The organism is Rheinheimera hassiensis (assembly GCF_022436675.1).
Lineage (GTDB): Bacteria > Pseudomonadota > Gammaproteobacteria > Enterobacterales > Alteromonadaceae > Alishewanella > Alishewanella hassiensis.
Map to the genome: position 1 here is coordinate 56,124 of NZ_JAKUJZ010000001.1, position 14,625 is coordinate 70,748.

11 protein-coding genes are annotated in these 14,625 nt (G+C 51.2%); 5 read left to right on the forward strand and 6 right to left on the reverse strand.

From position 1 onward, the window contains the following. The first annotated feature begins 2 nt into the window (after positions 1 to 2). Positions 3 to 590: a TcpQ domain-containing protein gene (locus tag MJX74_RS00250; RefSeq protein ID WP_068233623.1), complete on the forward strand. Its 588-nt coding sequence runs from the start codon at positions 3 to 5 to the stop codon at positions 588 to 590. On the opposite strand, the gene glnE is transcribed toward MJX74_RS00250, so the two are convergent. Together glnE and MJX74_RS00260 are read right to left on the reverse strand one after the other, a co-directional pair. Beyond that, positions 577 to 3,387 carry a bifunctional [glutamate--ammonia ligase]-adenylyl-L-tyrosine phosphorylase/[glutamate--ammonia-ligase] adenylyltransferase gene (gene glnE, locus MJX74_RS00255; protein ID WP_240219847.1) on the reverse strand — a complete coding sequence of 937 codons (2,811 nt, stop codon included), beginning with the start codon at positions 3,385 to 3,387 and terminating at the stop codon, positions 577 to 579. The two genes, MJX74_RS00250 and glnE, sit on opposite strands and share 14 nt — an antisense overlap. Positions 3,388 to 3,399: 12 nt before the next feature. Further along, positions 3,400 to 4,302 (reverse strand): CYTH domain-containing protein, encoded by a 903-nt coding sequence (locus tag MJX74_RS00260; RefSeq protein ID WP_240219849.1) that lies wholly within the window; start codon positions 4,300 to 4,302, stop codon positions 3,400 to 3,402. 134 nt (positions 4,303 to 4,436) lie between these two features. Here MJX74_RS00260 and MJX74_RS00265 point away from each other — a divergent pair, with 134 nt between their 5' ends. Continuing rightward, positions 4,437 to 5,036, forward strand: coding sequence for a TIGR04211 family SH3 domain-containing protein (locus MJX74_RS00265; protein WP_240219851.1), 600 nt, complete (start codon positions 4,437 to 4,439; stop codon positions 5,034 to 5,036). Between the two features lie 25 nt (positions 5,037 to 5,061). Here MJX74_RS00265 and MJX74_RS00270 read toward each other — a convergent pair whose 3' ends face one another. Beyond that, positions 5,062 to 5,568: an Lrp/AsnC ligand binding domain-containing protein gene (locus MJX74_RS00270; protein ID WP_240219853.1), complete on the reverse strand. Its 507-nt coding sequence runs from the start codon at positions 5,566 to 5,568 to the stop codon at positions 5,062 to 5,064. 132 nt (positions 5,569 to 5,700) lie between these two features. On the opposite strand from MJX74_RS00270, the gene putA reads away from it, so the two are divergent. Further along, on the forward strand, positions 5,701 to 9,477 hold the full coding sequence (gene putA, locus MJX74_RS00275) for a bifunctional proline dehydrogenase/L-glutamate gamma-semialdehyde dehydrogenase PutA (RefSeq protein ID WP_240219854.1): 3,777 nt from the start codon (positions 5,701 to 5,703) through the stop codon (positions 9,475 to 9,477). Positions 9,478 to 9,648: 171 nt separating this feature from the next. Then, complete coding sequence (locus MJX74_RS00280; RefSeq protein ID WP_240219855.1) at positions 9,649 to 10,776, forward strand: HD-GYP domain-containing protein; 1,128 nt, start codon at positions 9,649 to 9,651, stop codon at positions 10,774 to 10,776. A 1-nt stretch (position 10,777) separates the two neighbouring features. Here MJX74_RS00280 and MJX74_RS00285 read toward each other — a convergent pair whose 3' ends face one another. Beyond that, positions 10,778 to 11,551 carry a general secretion pathway protein GspB gene (locus tag MJX74_RS00285; protein WP_240219856.1) on the reverse strand — a complete coding sequence of 258 codons (774 nt, stop codon included), beginning with the start codon at positions 11,549 to 11,551 and terminating at the stop codon, positions 10,778 to 10,780. A gap of 18 nt (positions 11,552 to 11,569) precedes the next feature. Further along, positions 11,570 to 12,496: an ExeA family protein gene (locus MJX74_RS00290; protein WP_275692627.1), complete on the reverse strand. Its 927-nt coding sequence runs from the start codon at positions 12,494 to 12,496 to the stop codon at positions 11,570 to 11,572. A gap of 97 nt (positions 12,497 to 12,593) precedes the next feature. On the opposite strand from MJX74_RS00290, the gene MJX74_RS00295 reads away from it, so the two are divergent. Next, complete coding sequence (locus MJX74_RS00295; protein WP_240220731.1) at positions 12,594 to 13,823, forward strand: multifunctional CCA addition/repair protein; 1,230 nt, start codon at positions 12,594 to 12,596, stop codon at positions 13,821 to 13,823. Here MJX74_RS00295 and MJX74_RS00300 read toward each other — a convergent pair. After that, positions 13,820 to 14,623, reverse strand: a complete 804-nt coding sequence (locus MJX74_RS00300) for an undecaprenyl-diphosphate phosphatase (RefSeq protein ID WP_240219857.1) — start codon at positions 14,621 to 14,623, stop codon at positions 13,820 to 13,822. The two genes, MJX74_RS00295 and MJX74_RS00300, sit on opposite strands and share 4 nt — an antisense overlap. Positions 14,624 to 14,625 lie beyond the last annotated feature (2 nt).

Consider the following 14,625-nt stretch of genomic DNA (forward strand, 5'->3'; position numbering starts at 1 on the left):
TTATGTGGTTCTGGTTTCGTAGTATAGTGTTGCTGCTGGTTTTAGGTAGCCTCGGCTATTTTTTAATGACCAAACCAGATTTCTTTATCCGTAAAGATTCTGTTAATCAGGCGGCCGACGGTTTCAGCCAGTTTTACAGCAAAATCCGTGGTTCTATTGCCGATGGTGCCAGAGAATTATCTAAGTTTAAGTTAGACCTGCCCGACACCAGCGACAAATTGTCACTACAGTTACAACAGCGCGCTAAAGTGGTGGTACCGGGTGTGCCTAACTGGCGCGGCCAGGTGATTGACCGTCGGTTTCGTGAAGGCGATACCGTTAAAACCAAGCTAGCCGAATATGCCAGAGCTGAGAACATAGAGTTATTCTGGACGCTGCCACGCGACTATGTGGTAAAGCAGTATTTTCAGGTCGATAGCAGCCTGATTGATACCGTGTATCAGGTAGCGCAGGCAATAGCACCGGATTTTCATTCACCGGTAATCAGCTTTTACTGCCCGCGTGAGCGTGCTGCCGTTATTACCGATAAAACCAATGAGTACCTTACTGAGTACTGTATCCCTGCCAATACTAAACCTAAGACTGACTAAACAACTGCCGCCAGCTTTGCTCTACCACTTGCTTTGCCTGCGTCAGGCTGTCTTGCTCTGGCAACTTCGCCGGAGCCAGCGTCTGGCGATGGCCGGCACCACGCAATAACTGATAAGCCTGTTGCAACTCCTGCACTTGTTGCGGTTGTAATAAACCGCAGTCTGCTGCGGCATCCAGAATGCGGATATTGTCACTGTAGCGATATAATTGCGCGTGCTTCGCGGCATAACCCAACACCAGATACTGACTAATAAACTCCAGATCAACGATACCACCGGCGCTGTGTTTCGGATCTGCCGTTGCCACGCCATGATGCTGGCGCAGCTTTTCACGCATCTGTAGCACTTCGTCACGCAGTGTAGCCAGATCGCGTGGCTGGCTTATTATCTGCTGGCGGATATGTTCAAACCGCTGACGTATCGTGGCGCTGCCATAAATGGCACGTGCCCGCACCAGCGCCTGATGTTCCCAGGTCCAGGCCTCCTGCTGCATATACTCAGCGTAAGTTTGAATATGGATCGCCAGTAAACCCGAGTTCCCTGATGGCCGCAGCCGGGTATCTATGTCATATAACACGCCACTATTCGTGCGGGTAGTACACAAGTGCAGCACCCGCTGTACCAGCTTCAAATAAAACTGCCGTGAATCAATAGCCCGCTCACCCGACGTAGGCTGCTGTGTATCACACTGGTGCACAAACACCAGATCCAGATCCGAACCATAACCCAGCTCCAGCCCGCCCAATTTGCCGTAGGCAATAACAGCAAAGCCTTTATCGCCTTCCGCCAGACCTGCTGGCACACCATAACGTTCAGTCATCTGCTGCCAGGCCAGCTCTACTACCTGCGCCAGCAGTACTTCTGCCAGCCAGGTCAGATGATCGCTGACTTTCATCAGCGGCAGCACGCCGCTGATATCAGCCGCAGCAATGCGCAGTTGTTGCGCCTGCTTATACTGGCGTAATGTTTCCATTAACAGCTCCAGATCATCAGACGGCACCCGCAGCATATGCTGGCGCAAACGGTCCTGATAATCAGCCTGAGTAGCAATCTGGTATAGCTGTGCCGGATCGATCAGTTCGTCCAGCAGCATCGGATAGCGCGATAAATGCTCTGCCAGCCAGCCACTCTGGGTACATAACAGCACCAATTGTTGCAGCGCTGCGGGGTTTTCAAACAGCAGCTCAAGGTAGGCGGTGCGGGTAACAATCTGGCGAAATACACTTAATACCCGGCTTAGCACCGTTGGCGACGATTGTTGCTGTTGCAGCATATGCAGCAACAGCGGAACAAGTTTGGCCAGAAAATCGCGGCCGCGCGGGCCGACACTGCGTTTTTGGCAATCCTGTTTAAATTGCTGCAGCTGGTTAATCAGTTCGGTAGCATCGGGCGCCGTTAACCATTCCAATTGAGTAGCAAGTTCTTCTGCCGGTTGTTCACTGTCCCAGATCAGCCGGCCCAGAGTAATTTCCTGCTGCTCCAGCTCTTCACCGTTATCAATAACCAACTTAAATTGCTGATGCACTCTGGCCATTGCCGTGTCGATTTGTTGCTGCAGTTGAGCCCAGTTATCTAACCCTAACGACACTAACAGCTGGGCTTGCGCCAGCTCGTCTTGTGGTAAGGTTTGGGTTTGCTGATCATCAATACCCTGCAACGCCTGTTCTACAGTGCGTAGCAGCAGATAATCGTCTTGCAGCTCTGTGACCTGTTGCCAGGTTAATACGTCCTCCTCTGCCAGCACCGGCAGAGCCTTTAATAAGGCCGGTTGTTGCATCGCTGGTATCCGGCCGCCGCGGATTAACTGCAGGGTTTGGACGATAAACTCAACTTCGCGGATGCCACCCACGCCCAGCTTAATATTATTACGCCGGTTCAGACGGCGGTTTTCCTGCTCAATTTGCTGTTTCATCCGCCGCAGCGATTCAATAGCAGAAAAATCGATATAACGCCGGTAAATAAACGGTTTCAGCAACTGCTGCAATTCACTGCTGTGATAGCCGTCGGGGTTGAGGATGCGGGCTTTTAACATGGCGTAGCGCTCCCATTCGCGCCCCTGTTCCTGATAATAATCTTCCATGGCGGCAAAGCTCAGCACCAGCGGGCCGCTGTCGCCAAAGGGCCGCAGCCGCATATCTACCCGGTAAACAAAGCCATCGGCTGTTACCTGATGCAAAGCAGCGATCAATTTTTGCCCCAGCCGGGTAAAAAACTGCTGGTTTTCGCAGCTGCGCCGCCCACCCGACGTTTCACCATTAGCCGGATAGGTAAAAATAAGATCAATATCTGACGAAAAGTTCAGCTCAGCACCACCCAGCTTACCCATGCCCAACACCAGCAACGGCATAGCATTACCGTGCTCATCCTTTGGTGCACCCCATTGCGTGCTCAGCTGCTGATAGGCCCAGTGGTAAGCGGCATTAATTAACGTATCGGCCAGTTGCGATACTAACTGCAGGCTACGGGTAACGGTTTGTAATTTCAGCATATCCGCAGCAAGAATGCGGCATAGCTGTGCATTACGGCAACGGCGCAGTGCGGCAAAAGCAGCGGCATCATCCAATACTTGCTCTTCAGGCAGTGCCACCACCGGCTGCTGCAATGTTTGCATCAGCAACGTGCTGTCGGTCAGCTCGGCCAGCAATGTTGGTTGTTGCTGCAAGGTCCGGCCAATAAAGCTGCTGCCACTTATTAACCGGCGCAGTACAGCCTGGGCGTCTGCACTAACATTATCCAGTGCAAACCGGCTTAACATCTGCTCAAGATAACTTTGCAACACTGCTTCCGTCACTGCCATAGCTCTCCCGCTTTACGCACTTTGATACAAATATTCAGACACAGCCAGCAGCAACTCATTATAACGGCGCCAGCCAAACACCTTGTCGTCCTGCAATACGGCGTTGGCCAGAGCAGCAGCTTCTGTGGAGCAGTGCTGCAGTTGTGTCTGCTGAGATAACGACGATGCCAAAGCTGCTAAAGCCTGGCTAGCCATATTAAGTGCTGTCGCCTGCTGCGTTTTACCATAGCACGCCTCCGCCTGTTGCAGTGCACTGATTTGTGCCAGCACGGTGTTGCCAGAGTGCTGTGGTAAAGCCAGCGTTTGCTGTGCTCGCAGGCCATATCCCCGTGCAGCTTTACTCTGCCAGCCGGTGCGCAGTGGCAGCTGTTGTAACAAGGTTTTGGCCAGCGCAAATAACTGCAATGCATTACCGCTAATCAGCTCCAGCTCCAGCTCGGCAATAGCCTCGCTGTGGCTACCAGCACGAATTTCGCCCTGATCATACGCCAGTTCAACTTCGCTGCCATCGGCACAGCGCAGCAACCAGCTCTGACGAACAAAATCAGTACGGAATAACTCTGTCAGTTGCTGCTGTAGTTGCGGTACATCAGTCTGTGTTGGCCAAATTTCTGCCGGAAAAGCATCCAGCTTTGGCACAACACCCTGGCAGGGAACATTGTATTCCGGTCGCATTTGCATAGCGCCGTGCTGGCTACCTGCCAGCTTAATGGTTTGTTCATAACGCCCCTGCTTTAACCGGCTACGCAGCCCCATATCATGGCGGCGGAACCAGTTGTCGGCAGTATCAAAATAGGCATTTAATAAGGCGTTATGCTCGCTATGCTGCAGTTCTCCCAGTTGTGGAATTAACTGCACCAAACTGCCAAGCCCAGTGGCTGGCAGCAGATACTTCAGCTCAAGTTCAGTACTCATTGGTTACTCTGTACGTCGCACTGACGGCCGGGGGCCGCGCAGCTGCTTTTAACCCTTGTCAATTGCAGCACAACTCCCTATCATCCAAGATATTGGCTGCAAAGCGGTTTCATTTAAATAAGCTCAGGATACCTATGTTCAGATTAATTAAAAGCACCCTGCTGGTATTATTTTCAGCCTGGTTGCTGGCTCTTTCAGCTCAAGCCAGTGCGCAAGACAGTTCTAAACCCGCCTTTATCAGTGATGCCTTATTTGTATTTTTGCATTCCGGCCCTAACAACCAGTACCGTATTATCGGCACCGTCAATGCCGGCCAAAGCGTCACCTTTTTGCAAGAAGACAGCGACACCGGCTACGCTGAAATTCAGGTTGACGGCAAAACCGGCTGGTTACCGAAAGAACACATTACTTATACACCTGGGCTGGTTACCCAGCTGGAAAACCTCAAAGCAGAATATGCCCAGCATAACGAAACAGTGAACGCGCTGGAGCAGCAACGCGATCAGTTAAACAGCCAGCTTAACGAAGCTGTAGCCGAGCGGCAAAAAGCAGTAGAACAACTGGAGCAGGCAAACCGCGCTTACGAACAACTTAAAGTACAGCTGGAAAACACTCAGGGCTCTATCTGGGAAAAGCCGATGATTCTGGGTTCATTGATTCTGCTGGCAGGGTTAATATTCGGGCTGCTGTTACCGTTATTAATGCCTAAACGCCGTAACAGCGAGCGTTGGTAGCTATTGCTGTTTTAATCGGTGTTGTTTAGCCCGCCACTGGCGGGCTGTCTGTTGGTTTTAGCGGTAAACCGCTGTCACTTTTTACCTGCTCTATCACCACATAAGTATGCGTTTGCGCCACACCCGGCAAATCAACAATTAGTGATAATATGCTGCGATATGCATCCATATTCGGCAGGCGCAGTTTAAGTAAGTAGTCAAACCCACCGGCCACCATATGGCATTCAGCCACCTGCGGAATTTGCACTACCGCATCGCGGAATTTGTCGAATACTTCACTGGTGGTTCTGTCCAGCGTAACCTGAATAAAAGCGGCTGTGCCAAAACCCAATCTGGCGGCGTTTAATCTGGCGCCAAAGCCATCGATATAGCCTTCTTTTTCTAGCCGCTTAACCCTGTCAATACAGGGGCTGGCGCTTAAATTAACCTTTTTCGCCAAATCCACATTAGCAATGCGGCCGTCACGCTGCAGCGTATCCAGAATGCTGATATCTATCCGGTCCAGCCCTTTACTTTTTACAGGTGTACTCATGGCAGCAATTTTTCTGGTTTTAATTAACAATGGCAGAATTATATAGGGTTAAAGCAGAAAAATAACCACCCTATGCGGCAGACTTTTCACTAGAATGCCGCATTCTCAAATCTTGTCAGGAAGCTAACTGCCATGTTGTATAACGGTTCCCTGGTTGCCACCCAACCGCTGCGTCAAACTATTCGTGATTTCTATCGTGCCGATGAAGATAAAGTATTGGATTATCTGCTGCCGTTGGCCGACATTGGCGTAAATGCCCGCAGCCGGGCCTGGGAACGTGCGCGCCAGTTAGTGCTGACTATCCGCCAGGCTCAGGTAGGCAAAGGTGGCGTCGATGCGCTGCTAAACGAGTTTTCGTTATCTACCGAAGAAGGCCTGGTGCTGATGTGTCTGGCCGAAGCGCTGCTGCGTGTGCCGGATAAAACCACGGCCGACCGCCTTATCCGCGACAAATTATCACAAGGTGACTGGAGCTCGCATTTGGGCAACAGCAGTTCGTTGTTTGTTAACGCATCGGCCTGGGGCTTGCTGCTTACCGGCAAACTGGTGAACTACTCTGACGAGCAGAAAAAACAACAATTTGGCTTATTAAAACGCACCTGTGGCCGCCTTGGCGAGCCGGTGATCCGCCAGGCGGTGCGTTATGCTATGCAGATAATGGGCGCGCAGTTTGTTATGGGCACCACTATCGGCGCCGCGCTGGAACGTGCCGCAGAAATGGAAGCTAAAGGCTTTCGTTATTCTTACGATATGCTGGGCGAAGGCGCCCGCACCATGGCCGATGCTAACCGCTACTTCGACAGTTATATGCGGGCTATTGATACCATAGGCAAAGCCGCTAAAGGCCGCGGCCCGTTTAACAGCCCCGGTATCTCGGTAAAGCTGTCGGCTATACACCCGCGCTATGAATTTAGCCACCGTGACCGTGTCATCGAAGAGTTAGTGCCACGGGTAAAACAGCTGGCACTGGCGGCCAAAGCTTATGATATCGGCTTTACCATTGATGCTGAAGAAGCCGACCGGCTGGACATTTCGCTGGACATTATTGCAGCAGTGTTCAGCGATCCAGCGCTGGATGGCTGGGAAGGTTTTGGCCTGGCAGTGCAGGCGTACCAAAAGCGCGGTATCCATGTCATTGAATGGCTGCGCGATTTAACGGTAAAAGTTGGCCGCAAAATGATGGTGCGGCTGGTTAAAGGTGCCTACTGGGATACTGAAATTAAACTCAGCCAGTTAGAAGGCTTTAGCGACTTCCCGGTATTTAGCCGTAAACCCTCTACCGATGTGTCTTATCAGGCCTGTGCGAAAAAAATGCTCAGCTACCGCGACAGCATTTATCCACAATTTGCTACCCATAATGCCTACACCGTAGCCACTATTATGGAGATGACCAAAGACTACAGCGGTTTTGAATTTCAGCGCCTGCACGGCATGGGCGATGCGCTGTACGACGAAATAGTGATTAAAGACAAGATCCCATGCCGTATTTATGCCCCCGTGGGCGAGCACTCCGACTTACTGGCTTATTTAGTGCGTCGCTTGCTGGAAAACGGCGCCAACAGCTCCTTTGTTAACAACATTATTGATGAAACCATTCCGGTAGAATCGCTGCTAAGCGACGCGGTAGAAACGGTGCGCGGCTGGAAGCAAAAACGTAACCAGCAAATACCGCTGCCAGCCAACTTATACGGCACAGAGCGCAAAAACTCTAACGGCCTGGATTTAACCGATATTGATCAGCTCGAACCGGTAAAAGCAGCCATGGCACAGTGGTTTGAATCGGTTAAACAGATCCCGGTGCAACCCGACGCCGTGCCGGTCACTAACCCGGCTAATCTTGATGAAGTAATAGGTTACCTGGAGTACGCCGACAAAAACAAAATGCAGCAAATACTGGCCAATGCTGAAACGGCCTTTAATAGCTGGTCAATAACAAACATTACCGAGCGTGCCGCCCTGCTGCGCCGTATTGGCGATGCACTGGAAAAACACCGTAACGAACTGCTGGCACTTTGCGTAAAAGAAGCCGGCAAAACTCTGGGCGACAGTGTGGCTGAAGTGCGCGAAGCTATCGACTTCTGCCGTTATTACGCCGCCCGTGCTGAAGAGCTGTTTGCCCAGCCCGAGCAAGCCCGTGGTGTATTTTTATGTATCAGCCCGTGGAACTTCCCACTGGCTATTTTCTTAGGCCAGGTTGCTGCAGCCATGGTGGTTGGTAATACCGTAGTGGCAAAACCGGCCGAACAAACCAGTTTAATTGCTGTACGTACTGTAGACATTATGCGCCAGTGCGGCATGCCGGAACATGTAGTACAGCTGGTTATCGCGCCAGGCAGCCAGGTTGGCCAGCACATAGTGCCAGACAGCCGCATTCAGGGCGTAATGTTTACCGGCTCGACTGAAACCGGCTGCTGGATAGCACGTAAACTGGCTGAACGTGGTGGCGAACCTGTGCCGCTGATTGCCGAAACCGGTGGCCAGAATTGTATGATCGTTGACTCAACAGCCCTGCCGGAGCAGGTGGTAGACGATGTGATTTCTTCCGGCTTCCAAAGTGCCGGCCAGCGCTGCTCTGCGCTGCGGGTACTATTTTTACAGGAAGACGTGGCCGATAAAATTATCACCATGCTAAAAGGCGCGATGGCAGAACTGCATGTGGGCGACCCTATGTGGCTTAGTACCGATTTAGGTCCGGTTATTGATGCCAAAGCACATGAGCGGTTAAACAGCCATGTGCAGTATTTAGCCGACAAAGCCACGTTACATTACGAGTGCACTATTCCATCAGGTGATCGTCACTACTTCTTTGCCCCGCGCTTGTATGAAATCAGTGACTTAACCGTGCTGGAACGCGAAGTATTCGGTCCGGTAGTGCACATAATACGCTTTAAAGCAGACGAAGTTGATAACATCATTAACCAGATCAACGCGACCGGCTATGGCCTGACAATGGGCGTACACAGCCGTATTGAACAATTTACCAACCGGGTAGCCCGCGATATTAAAGCCGGCAATATCTATGTAAACCGCAATATGATTGGTGCCGTTGTTGGCGTGCAACCTTTTGGTGGCCGTGGCCTATCCGGTACCGGCCCTAAAGCGGGTGGCCCGTTATATTTAACCCGGCTGGTTAAGGACAATGCTGATGTCAGCTGTGCTGAACTGAGCGAGCAAAAGCAACAAAGCCTGTTAAGCGAAACAACCAGTAGTGCCGTAGCTTACGCTATGCCATCAGCGGCAACGGCACAGCAACAGTGGGCTTTGCTGAACATTGATCAGCGCACCTCTGTACTGCGCCAGTTTTTGGCGTCACTGGCATCTAATGCCGTGGTAAACAAGCTGGAACCAGATTTAGAGCAAATATTGACACTGGCTCAGCAAAAACTAAAACGGGTTGAGCGTGACCTGCAAAAACCTATTGCCCTGCCCGGCCCTACCGGCGAAAGCAATATACTGGTACTGGACCCACGCGGCATTCTGGCGCTGGTGCGGGATGAAACCAGCTCGTTCAGCCACTGGTTACTGGCTATTATCACTGCACTGGCATCAGGTAATGCCGTGGTTACTGCAGTGGAAGAAGCCGATCTGGCCGAAGCTGAAGCCTGTATTAAAGCCTTTCTCCAGGCGGGTTTACCACAGCATCTGCTGGCGGTAGTGCGGTTAGATTGCCTGACTACGTTACTGGCGCATCCTGATCTGGCGGGCGCAATGGTTGAAGTCAGCAGTGCAGTAAAACCCTTATGTGCCGCCCTGTTGGCCAGCCGTGCCGGGGCGATACTGCCGCTGATCACAGCCCCTGCCGGGCAACGCTTATTACAGCGCCTGGTTACCGAAAAAACTATTACCATCAACACCACAGCTGCAGGCGGTAATGCCTCGCTGATGACAATGGCAGACAACATCGGCTAACTGTTACAGTTTGTCACAACGATAAAGCCCGCATCTGCGGGCTTTATGCTATGTTATACCTTATGCTATCGCGATATTATGACAAATCATCTCGTTGTTAATTTATAGTTAAGGTTAACTAAGGTAAAATAGCAGGCTGGGCTCAGGGGAAGTTTTTGGATTACTCAATAGATGGCATATCAGGAAGTTAATATATCTGATTTACAACCGGGCAGTTATGTTGTGCAGGTATTACAACAGTCGGGTGATATTGTCGTCAAACATGCAGGTTGGGTTCGCACCAGACAAGCGATAGAAATATTGCGCAAGAAAGGCGTTAAAGTAGTCCTGACCGACCCGGACAAAGCCATAACCACCGAAGCACCCGCAGCACCTGCCGAGCCCATTACCCCAACAGAAGAACTCCCCCCCCGGGTACTATTTGCCGATGAATGGCCAAGGGCAGAAAAAACCCTGCTGCAAACCCAGCGCGTACAACGCCAGATGCTGGACGCCGTGCGCAGCGACAACAATATTGATCTGACACTGGTACATGAAGTCAGTGCCGGGCTGGCAGAATCTATCAGCCGGAATCAGGATGTATTGCTCTGCCTTAACCGCATCGCAGAGCAAAGCGATAGTTTGTTGCAACACAGTATCAGCTGCGCTGTGTATATGGCCGCTTTTGCGCGCTACCTGAATTTACCGTCACATAAAGTGCAGTCACTAATAACGGCGGCCTTATTACATGATATAGGTAAAGCTATCGGCGCGGATTATCTGCAAATGGCAGATCATCTGGCAATTCCGGCTAGTTTAAATGCGCTGCAAAAAACAGCCAAACTGGCTGGCGAAGTGTCGTTATGGATCAGCCAGCATTGTGCCCACTTAGATGGCAGCGGCGTGCCTAAGATTGCCGCACGGCAAATAGAAAAAGGCAGCCGCATGCTGGCAATAGTGAACTCTTACGAGAAACTGACAGCATCACTGGCACCTAAACTCGGCCCACTGGCTGCGTCCCGCCAGTTGCTGGAGCGCACACCACATCAGCTGGATGCAGAACTGCTGCAACTGTTTATTAAATGTATCGGTATTTACCCACCGGGATCGGTTGTGAAACTGAGCAGCGGCAAGCTGGCACTAGTGCTGGAAAATAACGCCAAAAAGCCGCTGTTACCCAAGGTTAAAGTGTTTTACCACAGTGTGCACCAACACCATATTCCGCCTAAAATCCTCGACTTGTCACGCCAGCAGGAAGAGCAGATAGACAGCTGCGTTGATCTGAAAAAATTCGGCCTGGATGTAAAAAACTATATCTGAATCAGCCCGCTGGCCATTCAGTTAACGCCGCCATACTAAATAACTGCGTACCCAGTTCCATTAGCACATACTGTGGGGTAATTTCTTTAATGCGGATATCCGCGGTTACCCACTGCCCTTCCTGCAAGGTTTTACCATTCACTTTTACCCAGCGCTGGCTGACAGAGGTGGCATATACGTGGGCATCAAAGCGCAGTGGTGGAATTTGCTGCTGTAGCTGCATATCCAGGCTGTTTATATCGGTAGCAGGGGCGTTATGGCTGCGCAATGTGCGGGTGTTTGAGCTGGTGTTTTCTGTCGCTTTTAACGCTGAGGCAAATTTATCCCGCAACTCGCCGGATATTTCCGCTTCAGGTTTAACCGCTGGCTCGGGTTCGGGTTTAACCAGTGGCTGTGGCTCTGCCGCTGCAGTGCCTGCCGTCATTGTTGCTACCTCAGGTAAAGAGGTAAACTGCTCTTGTACCGGCTGTGGCGGTGGTTTTATTGCCTGGGTAATTTTGCTGTCAATAACCGTTGCAGCTGCGCTGGCCGCGGCTTTATTGTCTGCCTCGTTCAGTGCAGCAAAAATATTAACCGGCTGCGCCGGGCTAGCCGGTTCAACCACTGCAGGTTCAGTCTTGGCCGGCAGCTTAAACCAGTAAGCGGCAGCAGCCCCCACACAGCCGGCCAAGAATAATGCTAATATTAACGCCAACTTACGCCAAAAAGCACCGCTGTCACCAGCAACGGGTGCCTGCTGGTTTTGCTGTTTCAGTGCTTCCATTAAAATCGACATAAGCTTCTCTACTTCACTTTATTGGCTTTGCAGCAACGGCATAATAATCAGTGCCAGGCTAAAGCCCAGCACTATAGCGCAAACGCCCAACACAGGCCAGAACCAGCGCGGTAATGCCGCTTTGGCTACCTGATCTGATAGCGGCAAAATTTCGCCGGCCGCGCGGCTTACCAGCTTATCGCTGACGATAGCCTGCTGCTGGCTAAAGGCACCCAGCAGTGCTCTGTCTGCCATCAGGTTAACTAAGCGTGGTATGCCACCACTTAACTGATACAAGCGCTTCACCGCCCCATCGCTAAATACCGGCCTGCTGCAACCGGCAACCTGCAGGCGGAATTTCAGATAATGCCTTACTTCATCCAGGTTTAGTGGCAACAAGTGATAGCGCGCGGTAATACGCTGCGCCAACTGGCGCAAATCATTGCGTTTTAATAGCTGTTGCAGCTCGGGTTGGCCAATTAAGATCACCTGCAGCAATTTACGGGTATTGGTTTCCAGGTTGGTCAGCAGTCGCAGTTGCTCCAACACTGCAGGTTGCAAATGCTGGGCTTCATCGATAATCAGCAGTGTGTGTTTACCGGCTTCGTGGTTTTTCAGCAGGCGGGCTTTTATTTTATCGCCCAGCAGTTTTAAACTGGCATCAGATTTTTTATAGCGGATTTTCAGCTCATCACAAATTGCCGCCAGCAACTCCAGCTCAGATAAGGTAGGGTTTAAAATAAAGGCCACTTCGGCTCGCTCATCCAGTTCCTGCAATAAACAGCGCGATACCGTGGTTTTTCCGGTGCCAACTTCACCGGTAAGCAACACAAAACCACCGGCTTCACCTAAACCAAAACGCAAATGCGCCAAAGCTTCAGCGTGGCGTGGGCTTAAATACATAAAGTCCGGGTTAGGGGCAATTGAAAACGGGGCACTGGTTAAGCCGAAAAATCCGGTATACATACTGCTTCCTGCTGGTTAGGGCGCTGCCATTTGTTGCGACCGTGCATTTTGAAAGGCGATGGGTATAATGGCAAAAAAATTGCCAACAGGAAAGCCGGTGCAACGATATCTGGTAGGTGGTGCAGTACGCGACAGTCTTTTAGGTTACCCGTTTCACGAGCGTGACTGGGTAGTAGTAGGTGCCACACCACAGCAAATGCTCAATGCCGGTTACCAGCAGGTAGGCAAAGACTTTCCGGTATTTTTACATCCGCAAACTAAAGAAGAACATGCACTTGCCCGCACCGAGCGTAAAAGTGGTAAAGGTTATACCGGTTTTAGCGTTTATGCCGCACCAGACGTTACCCTGGAACAAGACTTATTGCGCCGCGATTTGACTATCAATGCCATCGCTCAGGCCGATGATGGCAGCTTGGTGGACCCTTTTGGCGGCGTAGCCGATATCAGGCAAAAAATACTACGCCATGTGTCAGACGCTTTTGCTGAAGACCCGCTGCGCGTGCTGCGTGTAGCACGCTTTTATGCCCGCTACGCCCATTTGGGTTTTAGCGTTGCAAGCGAAACCCAGGCGTTAATGCGCCAGTTAACTAGCGAGCTCAATACGTTGACACCCGAGCGGATATGGCAGGAAACCGCCAAAGCGCTTAGCGAACAAACACCACAGGCCTATTTTCAATTGCTGTACGATACCGGCGCCTTGCAGGTGCTGATGCCGGAGCTGGCCGCCTTATGGGGCGTACCGCAACCACCACAGTGGCACCCGGAAATTGATACCGGCGTGCATACTTTAATGGTGTTACAACAAGCCGCCATGTTATCGCCAAGGCTGGATATCCGCTTTGCTGCGCTGGTGCATGATTTAGGCAAAGGTGTAACCAAACCTGAACTCTGGCCAGCGCATCATGGCCATGAACATACCGGCTTACCGCTAATCAAGCAATTATGCGAACGCTTACGGGTGCCCAATGATTGCCGCGATCTGGCATTGCTGGTGTGTGAGTATCATCAACTGGTGCACCGGGCTCGCGAGCTTAAAAGCAGCACGGTATTAAAACTGTTTGAGGCAATAGATTTATGGCGCAAGCCCGCGCGGCTGGATGCTATATTGCTGTGTTGCACCGCAGACTTACGTGGTCGTACCGGCTTTGAGCAGGCTGAGTATCCGCAGGCTAGCTACCTGCAGGCACTGGCAACAGCAGCCCGCAGTACTAATGCCCGTGATTTGGTAGCACAGGGTTTAACAGGTGAAGCCATCAAGCAGGGCTTACAAAAAGCCCGGCTGAACAGCATAAAAACGGCTAAAGCAAACGTCCAGAAACCGCATTAAGCCGCGCTGCTAAGCACCGCCAGCAACACCACGCCCAGTACCAGCCGGTAGATCACAAACGGCAGCATGCCCATACGCTCTATCACTTTTAAAAACAGGTGAATACAGATAAAGGCGCTGACAAAAGACAAACCTGTGCCCAGTAAAATAGCGGTAACATCGTAATGTGTTGGTTCAGCCAGCAGCTTGGTGCCCTGATAACCGCCGCTTAATATAATAATGGGAATTGACAGTAAAAAAGAGAAACGCGCGGCACTTACTCTATCCAGCCCCAGAATTAATGCTGCCGTCATGGTAATGCCAGAGCGCGATGTTCCCGGAATTAATGCCACTGCCTGGGCAATACCAATCAGCAATGCCTGCTTCCAGGTTAACTGCTCCATCGTTTGCATTTGTTTTGCTGTCGCGTCTGCCAGCCAAAGCGCTAAGCCAAACACTATCGTAGTAATAGCAATAACATAAGGCGAGCGCAGGAAGGTTTCAATCAGATCAGCTGCCAGTAAGCCAGCTAAACCGGCCGGAATAGTAGCCAGAATCACCCACCACGCCAGTTTACTTTCAGTGCTGTGCTTGCCGCCTAATGATTGCACCCAGCCCACCGTTAAATTGGCGATATCACGGCGAAAATACAACATTACCGCCAGCAAAGTGCCAACATGCACGGCAACATCAAACACCAAGCCCTGATCTTCCCAGCCAAACATCGCAGATGGCAGGATAAGGTGGGCAGAAGAAGAAATAGGTAAAAACTCGGTGAGGCCCTGAATAATGGCCAGAATAATAACTTCCACTGTACTCACAG